This is a genomic window from Mesorhizobium sp. M1A.F.Ca.IN.020.06.1.1, assembly GCF_004023265.1.
Lineage (GTDB): Bacteria > Pseudomonadota > Alphaproteobacteria > Rhizobiales > Rhizobiaceae > Mesorhizobium.
On the sequence record NZ_RZSR01000291.1, the window covers coordinates 1 to 2,541 of the forward strand.

The following is a 2,541-nucleotide window of genomic DNA, read 5'->3' on the forward strand; positions in this document are numbered from 1 at the left end:
CGAGTATACCATTCGCGCGCCGCCGCGTGCTCGCGCCAGTCGATCTCGCCGAGATAGTCGAGCACGGAAAGCGTCGCGGCCGCGGCGAGGTCGGCATAGGTCACCTTGTTGCCGGCCAGCCAATGACGCGTGCCCGCCAGCCAGTTGGTGTATTTCATGTGCTGGCGGATGTTGGCGCGCGCGGCGCGGATTGCGCCCGAATCGGGTGAGCCGCCGCCCGCCGTCTCCGGCATCACCGGCTTCAGCACCCGCTCGCGCACCAGATGGCGGGTGACCTCGCTTTCGGCCTTGCTGAGATACCAGTCGGTCAGTCGCCGGATTTCGGCGCGCTGCATCGGGTCCTCGGCAAACAGCCGCCTGTCGCGCTTCAGCACCCCGCGTGTCTCGTCAAGATATTCGGCAATGACCATGGCGCCGACGATTGGCACATCGCCTTCGGCCAGCAGGATCGGCAGCGTGCCGGCCGGATTGAGCGCCAGGAACTCCTTGCGCCGGGTCCAGGGTTTCTCCTCGATCAAGGCCAGCTCCTCGCCATACTCGCCGAAGGCGAGGCGGACGAACCGGCAGGTGGCGAACATCGGGTGGTGAAAAAGCGTCAGCATGGTTCCGCGATGATAGGGCGCACTGGCAAATTGGTGTGAGCGCCGGTAAGTCTTGGCGGCCCGATTCCAGGGACTGTCATGTGTTGCGACCTATAGGGGCACTTCCGCGCCATGACAAGCAAGCCCTTCCCCTTAGCCGTCACTCGAAGCAGAGGTTGCCATGGAAAGCCAGACCATCGTCGAAGCACTGCTGCTTGGGCTGATCGAGGGCCTGACCGAATTCATCCCGGTCTCGTCGACCGGTCACATCCTGCTCGCCGGCCATTTCCTCGGCTTCCATTCGACCGGCAAGGCCTTCGAGATCCTGATCCAGCTCGGCGCGATTCTTGCGATCTTGAGCGTCTATTTCCGCCGCCTCTGGAAGATGCTGCTCGAACTGCCGCATGACCGGCTGACAAGGCATTTCGCCATCGGCATCCTCATCGCCTTCCTGCCGGCGGCGGTCATCGGCGCGCTGGCGCATGACTTTATCAAGACCTTCCTGTTCGAATCGCCGCGCCTGATCTGCATCATGCTGGTCATCGGCGGCGTGGTGCTGCTCGCCGTCGACCGCATGAACCTGAAGCCCGTCTACCGCGATGTCGAGCGCTTCCCGACCAGGCTTTATCTGCAGATCGGCCTGTTCCAGTGTCTGTCGCTGATACCCGGCACCTCGCGCTCCGGCTCGACCATCGTCGGCGCGCTGCTCTTGGGCGTCGACAAGCGCGCGGCGGCGGAGTTTTCCTTCTTCCTCGCCATGCCGACCATGGTCGGCGCCTTCGCCTTCGATCTGTTCAAGAACCGCAACGTGCTGACCTCGGCCGACCTGCCGATCATCGCCGTCGGCTTCATCGCCGCCTTCGTCACCGCGCTTTTCGTGGTGCGCTTCCTGCTCGATTACGTCTCGCGCAAGGGCTATTCGCTGTTCGGCTGGTGGCGGCTGGTGGTTGGCGGGCTCGGACTGGCGGCGCTGATGATCTGGGGGTGAGCTTATCGTTGGGAGGGTAAGCCCCTCAATTCCGCCCGTAAAATGCATTCTCGACATGCACTGGCCAGCGCCAGGGCATCACCGCCACCATGTCGAAGCGCACCGACAGCCGGCCATAGTCCGGCTGGCGCGACAGCCAGAGGTCGGCGGCACCCTCGATGCGCCGTTCCGAGGCGTGGGCGATCGCTTCCATCGCATCCATCAGCGTCCGCCGCGCCTTGACCTCGACGAACAGTACAAGGTCGCCGCGCCTGGCGATCAGGTCGATCTCGCCGAGCTTTGTGCGATGGCGGCGCGCAAGGATGCGATAGCCCTTCAGCATCAGCGCCAGCGCCGCCAGCCATTCGCCGCGATGGCCGCGCCGATAGGCTTTTCGCCGATAAACGACGGTGCGCTCAGCCACCGCCGTCCGCCTTCAGCTCGATCAGCCGGCGGTAGAGCGCCTGTTTCTGGCCACCGGTCATTTTCGCCGCTTCCGCCGCCGCCTTGGAGGCCGGCATTTCGGCGGCTAAAGACAACAGCAGCCGGTCGATGTCGGCCGGCTGGTCCTCGGCCGCCTCCGGCGGGCCGACGCAGACCACGATTTCGCCCTTGGGCGTCTCGGCCGCCGCGTAGTGATCGGCGAGCTCTCCGAGCGTTCCCGTTCGCATCTCCTCGAACGCCTTGGTCAGCTCGCGGCCAATCGCCGCTTTGCGCGCTCCGCCAAGCGCTTGCGCCATCGCAGCAAGCGTCTCGGCCAGCCGGCGCGGCGATTCATAGAAGATGAGCGTCGCCGGCACCTGCCTGAAGCTTTCGAGCTTGGTGAGCCTCTGGCCCGCCTTGGCCGGCAAGAAGCCGGCGAACAGAAAGGTGTCGGAAGGCAGGCCGGAAGCGGTCAGCGCGGCAAGCGCCGCCGACGGTCCGGGCACCGGAATAACGCGGATGCCGCGCTCCAGCGCCTCGCCGACCAGCCGGTAGCCGGGATCTGAATCC

At 65.3% G+C, this 2,541-nt stretch carries 4 protein-coding genes; 1 reads left to right on the plus strand and 3 read right to left on the minus strand.

Going from position 1 to position 2,541, the window contains the following annotated elements:
* The coding region (locus EOA60_RS14875; RefSeq protein ID WP_164899316.1) for a glutathione S-transferase family protein at window positions 1-602 on the minus strand (602 nt) is incomplete at its 3' end.
* 160 nt (window positions 603-762) lie between these two features.
* Between EOA60_RS14875 and EOA60_RS14880 the strand changes: the two genes are divergently transcribed.
* Entirely contained in the window at window positions 763-1,569 is an 807-nt protein-coding gene (locus tag EOA60_RS14880) for an undecaprenyl-diphosphate phosphatase (protein ID WP_095825085.1), read from the plus strand.
* Between the two features lie 25 nt (window positions 1,570-1,594).
* Here EOA60_RS14880 and EOA60_RS14885 read toward each other — a convergent pair whose 3' ends face one another.
* Both EOA60_RS14885 and EOA60_RS14890 read right to left on the minus strand, forming a co-directional pair.
* Entirely contained in the window at window positions 1,595-1,972 is a 378-nt protein-coding gene (locus EOA60_RS14885; protein WP_095825084.1) for a YraN family protein, read from the minus strand.
* Window positions 1,965-2,541, minus strand: a 577-nt coding sequence (locus EOA60_RS14890) for an SAM-dependent methyltransferase (protein WP_245502563.1), incomplete at its 5' end; no start/stop codon positions are given. The genes EOA60_RS14890 and EOA60_RS14885, both read right to left, overlap by 8 nt.